Source organism: Shewanella eurypsychrophilus, from assembly GCF_007004545.3.
GTDB classification, from domain to species: domain Bacteria; phylum Pseudomonadota; class Gammaproteobacteria; order Enterobacterales; family Shewanellaceae; genus Shewanella; species Shewanella eurypsychrophilus.
Genome location: NZ_CP045503.2, coordinates 5,506,937 through 5,520,134, shown reverse-complemented (window position 1 = coordinate 5,520,134; position 13,198 = coordinate 5,506,937). Strand labels below are relative to the sequence as shown.

Here is a 13,198-nt window from a genome sequence, read left to right as displayed (position 1 = left end):
TTTCTCCTAAGCTCGCTGTGATTCAATAAAGCTGGCTAGACTCGCCACGCTATAAAAGTGTGCTTTCGTGGCATCAGAGTTCGCTTCTATTTTGACATCGAACTGCTTTTTAATTGCTAAGCCAAGCTCAAGAGCATCGATAGAGTCTAAGCCTAAACCTTCACCAAAAAGTGCTGCATCAGTGTCAATATCATCGATAGTGACATCTTCGAGATCGAGGCAATCTATAATCAATTGTTTTATTTCGTTATGTAGTTTCATCATTTTTTTAAGTTCGTTTTAAAGTAATCTTCCAGATCCCGTGTAAGCTGACGTGCCATTTTGGCATCGCCACCGACGTTAGCATCATACCTGATATGCCTGATGGTTTCGCCTACTTCGACTCGCATCCCTATGGTGCGACGGGGTATTTCATACCAGGCTTGTTGCTTGCTCAAGCCGGGTGCATTGGTACGAAGAACCACAGGCAATAAGTCTGTCTTGGTTCTTAGTGCAATATTGGCGGCGCCTCGCGCAAAATCATTGATGCAGGTGCCTAAAACTGTGCGAGTCCCCTCGGGGAAAATAATCAAGTTGGTGCCACTTTCTAACACCTGTTTGCAATCTTCGAGTAATAGCTCTGCACCTCGATTAGGAATATACCCAGCGCAAGCGACCACGCCACGCATAAATGGATTACGCCATATTCCTTGCTTCACTATACAGCCTGCGTTGGGCATTAGGCTGATTAACACGACGACATCGACAAGTGTTGGGTGGTTAGCAATCACAACTAGACCCTTGGCTGAACTTAGTCGTTCAGTCTCTATGGGGTTGAGCTTGATAACACCCGTCCAAGTTAGCATATGGACAAAACCACGAAACATAATGTGCACGGCTTTTTGTACTCGACGAATACGTGCTAATTCAGTCCCAGGCCAAAACCTCAGCAGAGGTAATATGGTTAATGAACTCAGTAAACCACCGATCCCAAAGGTGATATAGCAGCTAACGCCTCCGATCCATCGGGGAATATAGGCAGCGCCTGTTAACTTTACTGCTGTATCAGTCAAAGCGAACTTCCCAGTGGAAATTGCACATGTCTCCGGCTAATGACTTTTTATTGGCTAAGCTATGTAACAATTGGCCATAACTTATCTTGGCCTGTTCGCGGGCTGGTGTTATGACTAATTCAGGCGCTGGGCTTTGGTTATCGACAAGAGTCAGCAAGAAGGCCATGGATAATGGCAGTTCGGGTTCCTCGACAAATTGTGAATAAACTCCAGGTACTGGCTGATCGGCAAACACTAATAATAGCGGTGAAGGATCGTCTGTCAGTTGGGCAAATGCCTCGAATAGAGCCTGTGGCAGGCTTTCTTCACCTGCAGCAATAGAGGTTGATGCAGCTCTATTTTCCTTGAGAATGCTATAAATACCACTCGCGGTATTGTGTACCGATTGACTGAACGCGATTGGCGACAATGGCTCTTGAGTGACAATGTTGTCGAGCAGGCCTAAAGTTCGCTCTAGCTCTCCGTGTCTCGATGAGAATATTGTCCGGCATGATTGAGGCGCATCGGTTTGGAAAGCTGCTTCGAGCTGCATTTTTGTCAGACGACTAAAGCGCCTTCTTTTCATCGCTGGAATTTGGGCTAGTTTGGGGGCATCAGGCAGGTCTGTATGTTGGCTTAGAGAATTATCTTTCCATTGTTGCCAATCTTGACTCTGTTGATATTGAGGAGACCAAGCTCCCCATGAACAAATGCTAAATTTTAACTGCACTTTAAACTGCCTCTGACACTATTCTAAGTTTGTGTTTTAATTACAAATGCTGAAAATTTAGCTGTGAAAGAGAAGTTTAAATATCAAGATTCTCTGACCAGTAGCTAGCTCGCCAATTTTGCTTATTCTACACTAGAATAACTCAGATGATGAAGTGTTTTGAGATACAGCTGTTACGGCTATGTATGCAGCTGTGTAGTATTGGTGTGGGTCACCCGTAGTACGATACTACGGGTATTTGGGTTAATTGAGCGCGCTTTAGTTATCTAGATGCTTCTTCAGTTTACGTAGCGCAGCCTTAACTTTCTTGGTGTTTTCAGGGCCCATGCGAACCAGTAGTTTTTGCGCATTAGGCAAAGCCTCTAGCTGAGGGTCGACAAACTGATAGTTAACACTGATCCCGTCTAATTCGATTGGTTGCTCTATAATTGGCGCAGCTAGCATGACGTCAATAGCTTCTAGCATACGTTCATTAAAGCTTATTTTGCTATAACCTAATTCTTCAAAGGCCTCAGCTAAAAGAGGAGTCAGATCTTTATAAGTTGCCGCGAGCTGTTGCTCATCTAAATGGGTAATAAAATCAGCATAGAGATCATATCTATGGTAACTATCTGGATTTAGATAAGTTTTGTTGGTGATATCAGAAACGGTAAAGCTACGATTAGGTGCTTTGAGCGGGCTAACCTTTCTGGCTAACTCGCCTTGAGCCAGGTTATCGATAAAGACAACAAAGTGTCTCACCAGGTTCTCCTCGACTAACAGAGGTTCAATCTTCATGCCGTCGGCCATGACCACTGTTTTGTTATGCACGTAGCCATCGCTTTCGCTTAAGCTAGGTAAAGGTTCGACCTGAGGTAAGGGGTCAATTTCAACCACTTCTGCTTGGGTAACTTCAACTATTTCAGGTTCTGGAATAGCGGCGATAATCTCAATGGGCTCATCGGGAGTCATTTCAGGTATTTGTAGCGGAAGTGGCTCTGGAATTGGGGTCGGTTCGTCGCTGTTTAAGTAGTAATACGCGCCACCAGCAATGAGTGCGGCAACTGCAACGGCAACGATTGCTAAGGTATTAGTATTAGCTGACTTCTCTTGCGGTGCGATTCTATCTTCTTGGTTGACTTGCATGTAATACCCTTTATAAATACGACTCGGTAACAGGAAGTGACTATTTTAGGCATTACGCCAAAAAGAGGACCTCTCCATTTTGCAAAAATTAACGGCCATGTCTAGAGAAGTTGACCGAATTAAAGAATAATTAATTCAAGAACAATTAACGGACTCGTTACTCTAGGTTAAGCTTGAACGAATTGTTCTCTATCCCCTAGCCAGCGCTGAACGATACTGTCGACGTTATCCGGTACCTGCTCCATGATGTGGACGGCCAGTTTCTGAATATGTGGGATCAGTGCTTGGTCTCTGACTAAGTCGGCAATCTTCATGTCGGCAATGCCAGTTTGCTTAGTGCCGAGTACTTCGCCTGGTCCACGAATTTCTAGATCTTTCTGAGCGATAATAAAACCATCATTACTCTCTCTGAGCACACCAAGCCTTTTGGTTGCGGTGGCAGACAGTGGTGATTTATACATAAGTACACAATGACTGGCGATAGCGCCACGGCCAACTCGACCTCTGAGTTGGTGCAGTTGTGCTAAACCTAAACGTTCGGGATTTTCGATGATCATTAGGCTGGCATTGGGTACATCTACGCCAACTTCAATCACAGTGGTCGCGACCAATAAATTGAGTTCGCCGGACTTAAATTTGGCCATTATGGCCTGTTTTTCTGCGGACTTCATACGGCCATGGACCAGTCCAATTTTTAGCTCAGGTAGTGCCAGAGTTAGCTCCGCAGCCGTATCTTCAGCTGCTTGGCACTCGAGAACCTCAGACTCTTCGACTAAGGTACAGACCCAGTAGGTTTGCCGGTTATCTGTGGTGGCCGCATGACGGACTCTTTCGATGAGTTGATTTCGCTTGGTATCGGCCACTGCTACCGTGGTCACTGGAGTTCGCCCTGGTGGCAGCTCATCAATCACTGAGGTATCTAGATCGGCATAGGCTGTCATGGCTAATGTGCGAGGAATGGGGGTAGCCGTCATGATTAACTGATGCGGATGAAATCCTTGGCTGATGCCTTTTTCTCGTAAGCCAAGTCTCTGATGAACGCCGAATCTATGTTGTTCATCGATAATGATCAGGGCAAGATTGTTGAAGACAACTTGTTCTTGGAATATGGCATGGGTGCCGATAACGATATTAGCCTCACCAGACTCAATATCTTGCAAAGACTGTGCTCTGGCCTTGCCCTTTATTTTACCGGCTAGCCAGCCGACTTTTAACCCTAAAGGCTCGAACCAGAGAGCGAAGTTCTCGGCGTGTTGCTCGGCTAACAATTCAGTCGGAGCCATCATGGCAACTTGGTAACCGTTTTCGATGGCCTGCAGTGCTGCGAGTGCTGCCACTAAGGTTTTTCCTGAGCCTACATCTCCCTGAACTAAACGCATCATGGGGGAGTTTTTTTCTAGATCGGCACAAATATCAGCGCCGACTCTTTGCTGTGCGCCCGTGGGTTTGAAGGGTAAAGCGCTTAAAAATGGATTGAGTAGCTTACCTGTTGCAGCCATAGGAACTGCATGATCGCGATTGCTGCGTTGACGCAGTTTGAGCATACTCAAGTTATGGGCTAGAAGTTCTTCCTGGATCAGGCGTTGTTGAGCCGGGTGATGACCTTGTTCAAGATCGAACTGTGACACTTGATTATTAGGCCTGTGGAGTAAGTCTAATGCCTGCTTGAGACTCATATTACTCGGCTGGAGTTGAGGCGGCAGTAATTCCTGTAATCCGCCATTGTCGAGCATGGTTAAGGCTTGCTCTGTCAGTTTGATCCAGCTTGCCTGTTTTAACCCTTCGGTTGTAGGGTATACAGGTGTGAGGGTATCACTCATCACCATATCTGAGTCATCATGGATCAGCTTATATTCCGGATGGATGATTTCTGCCTGGTGCTTACCACGTCTAATTTCACCATAGGCTCTGATGGTTGCACCATTGACTAAGCCATTTTTCTGCGCCACGGAGAAATTAAAAAACCTTAGGGTTAAATAACCCGTGTCGTCTCTTACGGTACAGGTCATCATACGTTTGCGACCCTGTATGATTTGACTCGATTGAATTGTCGCTTCTATCGTGCCGTAACTACCAGGGTAGAGTGAGGCGATCGGAAAAATCTGAGTGCGATCTTCATACCTTAAAGGCAGATGAAAAAGCAGGTCTTGCACAGTATTGATGCCGAGCTTAGCCAGGCGTTCGGCCATTTTTTTAGCTACGCCTTTCAGTTCTGTGACAGGAACTAGATCGAGTCTCTTCACGCCCGGTACCATTTTATTGCTGAGTGTTATTTAAGCTAAACACTCAAACACTGTATTTATATACATATACTATCAGATAATTCAGTGATGGCAATCTTGCTGGGTGATTGCTATATATCAAAGTTAAAGCCAGCCCTTCTGTTTAGCGATACGTGCCGCGTCTATTCGGTTGGTAGCGTTAAGCTTGCTTATGGCTTCAGATAAATAATTTCGTACCGTACCTTCAGCAATGAACAGGCTGGTGGCTATCTCTGCGGTAGATTTTCCGTCTCCAGCTAAGCGAAGAGCACGGCGCTCTTTATCGTTAAGAGGATCTACTTCATCACCTATGGCCATAATTGCCAGCTCTGGGTCGATAACTCGCTTCCCCGACATGACTTGGTGTATGGCTTTAATAAGACTGTCGGAAGGTGCGTCTTTGAGCAAGAATCCGCCAGCGCCCGACTCAATAGCACGCTTAATATAGCCAGCTCTGCCAAATGTGGTGAGAATAATTACCTTGATAGAAGCGTGTTGTTGGCACCATTTGGCAAGCTCTAATCCTGTCAGGCCCGGCATTTCAATATCGGTTAGCAGAAGATCGTAGCTATTGGCTTTTAACAGAGATAGTGCTTCATTCCCATCGCTGGCTTGGGTGACTTCAAACTCGCCATCTAAGCTCAAAAGTGCTGCTAGTGCGCCTCTGACCATAGCTTGATCTTCTGCTAGTAATATCTTCATCCTGGATTAACCTTTGGTTATGACTCTTGTGCCGGAAACGTAATGGTGAATCGACATTGCTGATCCACCACATAATCTAGCTTACCCTGGAACGCTTTCAAGCGTTCCCGTATCCCTTTTAAACCATTACCTTCAATGATGTGTGTTATCTGTCCGTTATCTGTGATGGAAATGCTTATCTCATCTGCAGACTCACCAAAGATAAGGCTGCAGTGATCGGCCTGGCTATGGCGAAGAATATTATTGCACAGCTCTGTGAGACTTAAGATGACATGGGTTTCTAATTCAGGCCCAAGCTGTGGAATATTACCTTCTAGGCTCACACTTACACCTTTATCACGCAAAGTTTGGCACAGGGACATGACACTGGATGCGAGGCCTTTATGTTTATAACCCGAGACGGTTTCGCGTACCTGGCTTAAACTCTCTCTGGCAATCGCGTTGAGTTCCTTTAACTGTTCTTTGGCCTGTTCGTAGTGATTTTTATCTAGCAATTTTTCGGCTAACTCAGCTTTTAGAGATATGCTGGAAAGGTTGTGTCCCATGATGTCATGGAGATCTCTTGCGATTCTTTCGCGTTCCAGCATGGTCGCCAGCTGGCTAATTTCGGCCTTACTCTGCTGCTCACGACATTTAGCTTCGACACGTTTCCTTTCTGCAACACCAAATAAGCCGACTCCCCCGATGAGTAATCCGCCGTAGACGATAAAATAATAGTGATTGATGCCAAGTAAAAAAGTGAGTGTTGCAAGGAGAGCTACAAACCCTAGTAGGCTGATAAATGCACTTCTGAGCGGATAATAGAAGCCAATAAAAAAGCCCGCGAAGGTGAACAGTGACAGTGAACCTGTGTTGATCGGTGTGATCGCAATGCCCAACATTATCATGGCTAATATAGGGTAAATGGCTTTATCGCTGGGGCTGCGATATGCCCAGAAATAGCAGTAGATAAATGGGATAAGAGTTAATAGCGCTAATACGATTTCCCATGCAGATTTATCATTGATAAATAGTGGGATCAGATAGAAGACTAGGTTGACCAAATATATCCAGGCAAGTTTATCTTCAGTACTGCGCTGTTTGGTATCGGTGGCGATATTAATGTTATGCATAAGGTTTCCTCCTCGCTAAGGCCGGTGAGTGTGGTACAAAACGGCCTTATCTCTAACTATTGGCTTACTTCTCTATTCTGTTTAAGCAGGAAGTGAGCCCAGCCGTAATCCGTTTGTACATTAATCGCTTGCTGCCAATCATCAAGTGCTCCCTGTTTGTCGCCACTATTCTGTTTCGCTAGTCCTCGCCAAGTGTACGCTTCTGCGTGGCCCCAACAGATGTTATCGCAAGGTTCTGCAAACAGATCAATAGCCATATTACTTAACATAATTGTTTTTTGCATGCCTCCACCATAAGCGGAAGGTGTATTAAAAGCTGATATGGCTTGAATAAGAACGACTCTGGGATTATTGGGTTCGAGAGTTTTAGCTTCAGTCAGCGTTAAACCGACTTTAGAGCCGTAGATACTCACTTTTGCTGGATCTAGAGCAATCTGCATGCCGTAAACGGAGGCAAGCAGGGCAAGATTGTCAGCATTGGATGACACTCGGTTTAAGGCTTCAAGACCTGATTGAGCATGGCTTAATGCACTATTGGCAAGCGTTGGCTGGCTAAGCACATTGGCACTAATGGCTAGACGGTAATAGGCATAAGCTTGAGCGTAATCTTGGCCCTGCTGACTTAAGGTTTGTAGCTGTTCTAAATTCATCGTGTTAGCAGCGGCATCGATCTGTTCGATATCGTTGGCCATAGCCATTTGGCTACAGAGTACTAGCACGCTGCTAAGACTGCCTAATAAGAATTTTTTCATCTTGTTCTCCTTGATAATGCATAAAGCCCCTGTTTGGGTACAGGACTAGTATCAAAGAGATTGCAGGAAACTTGCAGGCACAAAGGTCATGAGATCATGATGACAAATGTCACCAAGATCTCATCTGTTGTTTAGGGAGTTAGGGCTAGGCAGTGGCGTGAGAGACTAGATAGCCTATGTAGCTTAGATAACCGAGTAAAAGAATGGCCCCTTCTCGACGACCAATTCTAAATCCACTCCAGGCAAAAGGCAGCACCAATACTGCCAGTGCCAGCATGACCATAAAATCGAAGTTTTGAATACCCGCTGCAGCAATAGGGTGAATCAATGCGGTGACACCTAAGATACCTAAGATATTAAACAGGTTCGATCCGACGATGTTACCGATAGCAATATCACTCTCGCCTTTACGGGCTGCAACAACCGAAGTGACCAACTCAGGCATACTAGTGCCTATGGCAACAATCGTTAAACCGATCACGACTTCGCTGATGCCAAAAGTCTTAGCCAAGTCGACCGCGCCATCGACAAATAGTATTCCGCCGCCGACGAGCATGCTTATTCCTATGATAATAAACAACACAGAAAGCATAGGTTTTTGCGGGCTATCATCTAGCGCTTCACTTTCACCACTGTTTCTAGAGCTGATATAGCTAAAGCTTAGGTAGCCAACGAGTAAACTGCTGAGTAGGGCGCCATCCCAAAAGCTGAGATCGCCATCGAGCAATAAGCCCCAAAAAAGCATGGAGGCCGCGATCATGATGGGGATGTCACGTTTAACCATTTGTGATTTAACTTGAATGGGGCGGATAAGGGCTGTGATCGCTAAGATCAGGCCAATATTGGCAATGTTTGAGCCGATGACATTACCTAGTGCTATGCCACTGTTACCCGCTAGGGCTGATTTCAAGCTCACGGCTAACTCTGGTGCACTGGTGCCGAAGGCGACAATGGTGAGACCGATAATGAGTGGTGTAATACCTAGTCTAAGAGCGATAGCGCTGGCACCACGAACTAAGGCTTCTGCGCCTAAGGTGAGAATAATAAAGCCACCTAAGATTGAGAGGGCAATTAACATGATCTTTCGTTTTTCCTATGTGATTTTCGATTGGCCAGCTTAAGGATTTTTCACTATAAGGCAATAAACATATCATTTTGTGTCATTAAATATATTTTATATTCCAGCTTTTTTGTCGATACAAAAAAGCACGCATAATGCGTGCTTTCAATGATTGAATGATACCAATTAATCTATCTCTTCTTCCCAGCGGATCTTTCCGCCACGGATCCCATCGACTTTTTCGCTAAACCTCTGTTCCAGTACATGGCGTTTAATTTTCAATGTTGGCGTTAGTACATCGTTATCGACATCCCAAGCCTCTTTGACGACTATAATTGCATCGATTGTTTCATGTGATTCTAGGTTTGGGTTGATACTGTCGAGCGTGGCTTTAAGCGAGCTACGGACCTCTTCTCTTGGTTGCAGTGTTGCGCCTTCTGACAGTTGTACCAATGCGATAGGATGAGGCAAGCCTGAACCGATAACACAGAGAAGTTCAATGTGAGGGTCTTGGGCCAGTTTTCTCTCTATGGGTACCGGTGCAACATATTTACCTTTCGAGGTTTTAAAGTTGTCTTTTACTCGTCCGGTAATTGAAACGCAGCCATCACTATCGATAGAGCAAAGATCGCCGGTACGGAAGTAACCTTCTTCATCGAATGAGGCTGCGGTCATCTCATCTTGCTTGTAATAACCTGTCATCAATCCTGGGCTTTTTACCAAGAGCTCACCGCTGTCGGTTTGCTTGATTTCACAGCCTTCAATTGCACGGCCGACAGTGCCAATTTTACTGGCATCGAAGGGATAGTTGATGATGGAGTAGGCGCTGTTTTCTGTCATCCCCCAAGCTTCACTGATATTGAGACCAATATCGTGATACCAGCTAATGAGCGACGGAGGAATGGGGGCTGAGCCAGAGCCAAGCAGGTGGCAATGCTCGAGGCCAAGACCTGCATGTATTTTCTTCTTGATAATACCGTTAACAATAGGGATCTTAAGCAGAAAGTTAAGTTTACTATGGCCAATTTTAGCAATAATATTTTGCTGGAACAGGCTCCAGAGCCTAGGTACTGAGAAGAATATGGTTGGCCTTGCTCGTTTAACATCTTCCACAAAGCTATCTAAACTCTCAACAAAGGCCACGCAACTCCCTGAGTAGAATGAGGATCCTTCCATCGCCACACGCTCGGTAATGTGTGCCAGAGGCAGGTAAGAGATAAGTCTGTCATCAACACCTGTTTTCAGATCTCTGACCACGGCTTTACACGTCCAGGCATAGCTGGAAAACGTTTGAATAGCACCTTTTGGCTTACCCGTTGAGCCAGAGGTATAGATTAGGGTCATCACCTGATCAGGTTCGGCAAATGGTGCATCGACAAGGGGCTCGCCAAGTTTGAGTAGACTGTCCCACTTATATTGTGCAGGCATAGTGTCGTAGGGCATGGCGAGTCTTAAAATATCACCACCCACACCAGCTTCTTGGTCGGCCCAGTAGTCGAGCTTTCCGATAATGATAGCTTTGGCTTCGCTATGTTCTATTACATAACGAATGGTATCGGCGTTGGCAGTTGGATAGATTGGAACACTAATATAACCACCGTGCATTAAGGCCAGATCGGTAATAAACCACTCGGCGCAGTTTTTTGAAAGCACGGCAACTTTATCTCCGGGGTTAAGCCCTAAGTGTCGTAGTGCTCCGGCAAGCTGTTGCATTTTTTGCTGAACATCCCGCCAGGTAAAGTCTTTGTACTGACCATTTATAGGTTGTCTAAGGTAGGTCGAATCACCTTGTTTTTCGACCCAATGCGCTAACATCTCAACAGGAGTTTTGGTGGATGATTCCATTGGTAATTCCATTATTGTCATTGTTAATTCCAGTCCAAGCAGAGAGGTGTTGGTTATTATTTTGGTATCACTCTGTCTGGCTACGCATTTTGAGTATGGCGAAAAATGTGATTTAAGACAAACTCTTTGAATAACTGTGAGCTAAATTGATACAAAGTCGGCCTAGCCTTTGAATGAAGGCTAATTACATTTTCTGGTTTTAGCTTCTGGCTGAGTTGGTATTGGGTAGTTTGTTTGAAGGTCGACCCTTCATGGTTATCTATCGCTTCCCAGCGGGGAGAATGTGTAGTTACTTCTATACTCGGTAATTTTGGGTTTCATTTGGCTGCTTTGTTCTTGGGTAGTAGTTTGAAGGTCGCCTCTTTATTGCAATCTACCGCCTGGCCGGCGAGGCATGTGCAGCTACTTCTGCGTCACGTTGTGAATATATCCCTATACGCTCTGCGGCTTCATCCATGAAGCCGAAGTCCGCAGCCGCACCTACACTTGGTTATTCAAAAGAAGGTTATTTAATTAACCTTACCTGTAAACAATTTTGAATAATGAGATCTACCTAATTCGCTACGACCCCTTTGTTTGGAAGAGCTCCACAGCTCCACTAAGTGAAGCCTCACCCTGAAATCGAAGCTCGCAGCCGCACCTACACTTGGTTACTTATCTCTTCGATTGTGAATTATGGCTAGTGTTCCGTAGTTCACTTATGCACCTTTATGAGTTACAGGCCATAAGCAGCATAGATTTGTAACAAGTCAGCTGACCTACTTTGGCGAATCAATAAGTGACCGTTGCTGACTACTTTAGATAAGACATTATTATAAATGCTCACTTTCCAATTTCTAGTGCTCGTTTATTCAACACCACTCTGGTAGAGTGCTTATAAATCAATAGCTTTACTTTAGTAAGGCTTAAATAGTAGGTTTGTTAATTGTGCATGCGCGTTTTGCTCTGCAAACAGCGCAACGCATAAATACTAAGACGTTAGCTTTCATAGCTACCGTAAAATTTAAGCGTACGTTATACTTATTAGTATGTAATTATTATTAATATCAATAAGGTGGAAGATATTGGAGCTTGCATTACAAAACATGCCTCCTTACAAACGATGGTGGTATAAATTCTTAAGTCTGGGGCTGTTTCCAAGTATTTATAGTGTCATTGCGTTTGGTTATATTGGTATACCTACTGAAATTCAAGAGATGGTTCGTCGCCAGATTTCACCGAGTATTCGAGTTGAACTTTTGGAGTTCTGGCCATTAGATGACTGGTTCACAGCACTATTTATCAGCGCTCTAATTTGTGCAATTTGGAGTGGTGTGGGTGGTTATAAGACACGTTCACTTTTGAAGAGTGCATATCGTAGAATAAATGGTGAAAATGAGCAATTACTTGAGGATGTGCAACAACTTCAAGAGAAAAATGAGAGTAATGCTATTAATTGCTATGAGTTATTTAGTCGATACATTTTTAATAACTACTTTTCTAAGTTTGAGCTTTCTTCGAATGAGAGAATAAGTTTGTATAAACTGGATATGGATTTGTTTTTGTGTGTTGGTAGACACTCTGATAATGAGCTATACAGGACACGGCCAAGCAGATTGTACCCTAGAAACATTGGTTGTATCGAGAAAATTTGGCAGACAGGCTACTTTCAGGATGTTAACCCTCATGATCCTGAAACAGAGTTGGTAAGCTGGAAACAGTACAATATCGATGAATTTTCTTTTGATACTGAGACTCTAGATAATATAAAAATGAAAAGTAGGGCATTACAGGGGTTTAGAATCCGAAATCGCCAAACGGAAACAGTAGCTGTTTTAGTTTTTGAGTCCATTAAGGCTGAAGGCTTAAAACTATCTAGAATTAAAAATGCCATGACACCAAGAGAGATGGCAAACTTGTGCCATCTGCTAGAATCATTAGATAGTCATATGCCTAGCTTAGAAATGGCTTCATCGGAGGGCTTTTAATGGAAAATGTGATTATGAATATTATCAAGTATATATTACAGGCTTATCCATATAAAGATGAGTTATCAGCATCACGACTAACTAAGATGTTGTATCTTACGGACTGGAAGTCGGCACTAGAGTACGACTCGCAGTTAACTAATACGGTTTGGCACTTTCATCATTACGGACCGTATGTAGATGATTTTGTCAAAATGGCAAAAGATGATTCTGAAATTCAGGTAACGACAACTACCACTATGTTTGGAGGTAATAAGCAATTATTTGTATTATCTAGAGATGTTACTCGTTCAATTGAACTAAGTCCCCGGCTAAAGCAAATAGTTGACTTTGTGATTGAAGCTACAAAAAACAAGAACTACGAAGAGTTCATCAAATTGGTATATTCGACATATCCTGTTATCTCTAGCTCTAAATATAGCAATTTAGATCTAGTGCAAAAGGCTCGTGAATATAAAGCTCACTTAGTTACATAATAGAATGCTAATAAAGCATTTAAGAGTGATTCCCAACGCTTGGCATTTTTCGTTCAATCGTTGGGTTTTGTGTTTATGGCGCAGTGGTTTTGTTTTGTGGTGGCTTGCCCACACCTCAATGCGGCGTTAACTAATAT

Annotated in this window: 12 protein-coding genes; 2 read left to right on the top strand and 10 right to left on the bottom strand. The window is 44.1% G+C overall.

Annotated features, from left to right (window positions below; translation table 11 throughout):
* Positions 1 to 6: 6 nt before the first annotated feature.
* The 10 genes from FM038_RS23660 to FM038_RS23615 all read right to left on the bottom strand — a co-directional run bounded on the left by FM038_RS23660 (position 7) and on the right by FM038_RS23615 (position 10,618).
* Complete coding sequence (locus FM038_RS23660; protein ID WP_142873580.1) at positions 7 to 261, bottom strand: phosphopantetheine-binding protein; 255 nt, start codon at positions 259 to 261, stop codon at positions 7 to 9.
* Positions 261 to 1,073 (bottom strand): lysophospholipid acyltransferase family protein, encoded by an 813-nt coding sequence (locus tag FM038_RS23655; protein ID WP_142873517.1) that lies wholly within the window; start codon positions 1,071 to 1,073, stop codon positions 261 to 263. Before FM038_RS23655 ends, FM038_RS23660 begins: the two co-directional genes overlap by 1 nt.
* Positions 1,045 to 1,761, bottom strand: a complete 717-nt coding sequence (locus FM038_RS23650) for a beta-ketoacyl synthase chain length factor (RefSeq protein ID WP_142873518.1) — start codon at positions 1,759 to 1,761, stop codon at positions 1,045 to 1,047. The genes FM038_RS23655 and FM038_RS23650 overlap by 29 nt, the downstream gene beginning before the upstream one ends.
* 258 nt (positions 1,762 to 2,019) lie before the next feature.
* On the bottom strand, positions 2,020 to 2,886 hold the full coding sequence (locus FM038_RS23645) for a DUF3014 domain-containing protein (RefSeq protein WP_142873519.1): 867 nt from the start codon (positions 2,884 to 2,886) through the stop codon (positions 2,020 to 2,022).
* Positions 2,887 to 3,053: 167 nt separating this feature from the next.
* Entirely contained in the window at positions 3,054 to 5,129 is a 2,076-nt protein-coding gene (gene recG / locus FM038_RS23640; RefSeq protein ID WP_142873520.1) for an ATP-dependent DNA helicase RecG, read from the bottom strand.
* 123 nt (positions 5,130 to 5,252) lie between these two features.
* Positions 5,253 to 5,849, bottom strand: a complete 597-nt coding sequence (locus FM038_RS23635; RefSeq protein WP_142873521.1) for a response regulator transcription factor — start codon at positions 5,847 to 5,849, stop codon at positions 5,253 to 5,255.
* A gap of 17 nt (positions 5,850 to 5,866) precedes the next feature.
* Positions 5,867 to 6,961 carry a sensor histidine kinase gene (locus FM038_RS23630; protein WP_142873522.1) on the bottom strand — a complete coding sequence of 365 codons (1,095 nt, stop codon included), beginning with the start codon at positions 6,959 to 6,961 and terminating at the stop codon, positions 5,867 to 5,869.
* A gap of 56 nt (positions 6,962 to 7,017) precedes the next feature.
* A complete protein-coding gene (locus tag FM038_RS23625; RefSeq protein ID WP_142873523.1) occupies positions 7,018 to 7,713 on the bottom strand; it encodes a hypothetical protein in 696 nt (231 codons plus the stop codon).
* A 145-nt stretch (positions 7,714 to 7,858) separates the two neighbouring features.
* A complete protein-coding gene (locus FM038_RS23620; RefSeq protein ID WP_142873524.1) occupies positions 7,859 to 8,791 on the bottom strand; it encodes a calcium/sodium antiporter in 933 nt (310 codons plus the stop codon).
* Positions 8,792 to 8,959: 168 nt separating this feature from the next.
* Complete coding sequence (locus tag FM038_RS23615; RefSeq protein ID WP_142873525.1) at positions 8,960 to 10,618, bottom strand: AMP-binding protein; 1,659 nt, start codon at positions 10,616 to 10,618, stop codon at positions 8,960 to 8,962.
* Positions 10,619 to 11,682: 1,064 nt separating this feature from the next.
* Between FM038_RS23615 and FM038_RS23610 the strand changes: the two genes are divergently transcribed.
* Both FM038_RS23610 and FM038_RS23605 read left to right on the top strand, forming a co-directional pair.
* Complete coding sequence (locus tag FM038_RS23610) at positions 11,683 to 12,585, top strand: hypothetical protein (protein ID WP_142873526.1); 903 nt, start codon at positions 11,683 to 11,685, stop codon at positions 12,583 to 12,585.
* Entirely contained in the window at positions 12,585 to 13,061 is a 477-nt protein-coding gene (locus tag FM038_RS23605; RefSeq protein WP_142873527.1) for a Panacea domain-containing protein, read from the top strand. Before FM038_RS23610 ends, FM038_RS23605 begins: the two co-directional genes overlap by 1 nt.
* The last annotated feature ends 137 nt before the right edge of the window (positions 13,062 to 13,198 follow it).

Bases quoted from the DNA above. Each gene is read 5' to 3' on its own strand.
- FM038_RS23660 (WP_142873580.1), bottom strand. From the start codon at position 261: ATGAAACTACATAACGAAATAAAACAATTGATTATAGATTGCCTCGAT.
- FM038_RS23645 (WP_142873519.1), bottom strand. From the start codon at position 2,886: ATGCAAGTCAACCAAGAAGATAGAATCGCACCGCAAGAGAAGTCAGCT.
- FM038_RS23635 (WP_142873521.1), bottom strand. From the start codon at position 5,849: ATGAAGATATTACTAGCAGAAGATCAAGCTATGGTCAGAGGCGCACTA.
- FM038_RS23630 (WP_142873522.1), bottom strand. From the start codon at position 6,961: ATGCATAACATTAATATCGCCACCGATACCAAACAGCGCAGTACTGAA.
- FM038_RS23625 (WP_142873523.1), bottom strand. From the start codon at position 7,713: ATGAAAAAATTCTTATTAGGCAGTCTTAGCAGCGTGCTAGTACTCTGT.
- FM038_RS23620 (WP_142873524.1), bottom strand. From the start codon at position 8,791: ATGTTAATTGCCCTCTCAATCTTAGGTGGCTTTATTATTCTCACCTTA.
- FM038_RS23615 (WP_142873525.1), bottom strand. From the start codon at position 10,618: ATGGAATCATCCACCAAAACTCCTGTTGAGATGTTAGCGCATTGGGTC.
- FM038_RS23605 (WP_142873527.1), top strand. From the start codon at position 12,585: ATGGAAAATGTGATTATGAATATTATCAAGTATATATTACAGGCTTAT.